The sequence below is a fragment of the Mycobacterium sp. E2733 genome (assembly GCF_001667585.1).
GTDB lineage: Bacteria > Actinomycetota > Actinomycetes > Mycobacteriales > Mycobacteriaceae > Mycobacterium.
This window is the reverse complement of sequence record NZ_LZJZ01000052.1, coordinates 1-608: the sequence shown is the minus strand read 5'-3', so window position 1 is coordinate 608 and position 608 is coordinate 1. Positions and strand designations below refer to the sequence as shown.

Annotated in this window: 1 protein-coding gene; it reads right to left on the bottom strand. The window is 62.2% G+C overall.

Annotated elements, in window-relative coordinates; genetic code table 11:
- The coding region (locus A5678_RS10175) for a TetR/AcrR family transcriptional regulator (protein ID WP_068041583.1) at positions 1-581 on the bottom strand (581 nt) is incomplete at its 3' end.
- Between the last annotated feature and the right edge of the window lie 27 nt (positions 582-608).

Genomic DNA, 608 nt, shown 5'->3' with positions numbered 1-608 from the left:
ACGTAGCGTCGGACGGTGTCAGGCTTGGACATGTCGAATGTCTGTGCCTCGTTGACGGTAGAGAACGACCAGATGATGCGGGCGAGCCATTCGCTGGCGGCCGTCACGTCGACCCCGGCACCAACCTCTCCGCGGTCACGCGCGTCACGTACGTAGGGTTCGAGAAATTTGGTCGTCCGCCGGACCGCCGTATCCCCGTCAGAGATCATGTGCCGCATCAGCTCAGCGTCATCGGCCATCAAACGGTTGCGAGTTCGGTGGTCGAGCAAGATCCTCGCGTGTGTTTCGGCCATCGCGCCAACCTGCTCGGCCAGCGTACTTTTCTTAGCCATTGCGGTCGCCACGTCACGATAGAACCGCTGCGCCCCGAACTCGATGGCGGCGTCGATGAGCACATTGCGGTCGACGAAGTATCGGTAGATGGTGCCGCGGGACACCTTGGCCATTCGCGCCACGTCCTGAACGCTCGTGCGCTGGATGCCGAGCTGTGTGAAGCATTCGTTTGCCGCGTCGAGAATCTGGTCGCGGCGGTCGAACTCGTCGGTGATCTCCGCTTCGCCGGTCTTCGGGTCGGTCAGCATCTCACTCCTCCACGCCCTCAGGGCTAT